Source organism: Vibrio sp. Y176 (assembly GCF_033438945.1).
Genome location: NZ_JAWOQS010001046.1, coordinates 1 through 543, shown reverse-complemented (window position 1 = coordinate 543; position 543 = coordinate 1). Strand labels below are relative to the sequence as shown.

1 protein-coding gene and 1 pseudogene are annotated in these 543 nt (G+C 43.1%); both read right to left on the bottom strand.

The window, feature by feature from the left end; genetic code table 11:
- The coding region (locus tag R7O13_RS30125; RefSeq protein ID WP_318305625.1) for an MSHA biogenesis protein MshP at positions 1-296 on the bottom strand (296 nt) is incomplete at its 3' end.
- A pseudogene (locus R7O13_RS30120) lies at positions 286-543 on the bottom strand (MSHA biogenesis protein MshO); the annotation flags it as partial. The pseudogene R7O13_RS30120 and the gene R7O13_RS30125, both read right to left, overlap by 11 nt.

The window sequence follows — 543 nt, the reverse complement described above, 5'->3', positions numbered from 1 at the left end:
GCATTGAGTCGACAACCTGTTCCTTCTGTAACATTGGGGATCTGACCATTGACGTTACCTGCACAAAGTGTCTCCACATCTGGTTCAGGAGTGTCTAATGGATATAGTTCCGTCAATGCCCACTCATTTGCAGACTGAGCAACAAACCAAGCTTTTGTTCCCAAAAACTCTCTTGTTAATCCGCTTTGATTCGACCATGTCACTTTCATTAAAGAGGAAGCCAAATATCCCATTACAATAATGACGAATAACACGATGATTAGTACATTTCCGCTGGAGTTTCTTCTATGGGACATTGAGCACCTGCACATCTTGTTGATACACACTACGTTCACCATACTGCTCCAACTCTAGATTTATATGAACTAAACCACCTCGTTGCAGAGTAGGCTCTAGATAACGCATACCACTTACGGACGTATCGACACTATCCGCAACCGTAATACCATTTCGCGTAACTCGCTTGGTATCGAAACAGTAGCGAACCTCCGACTTATCTTGATAAATATAAAGACGGCTAGAAACAGAGGAGCCCGTAATCGT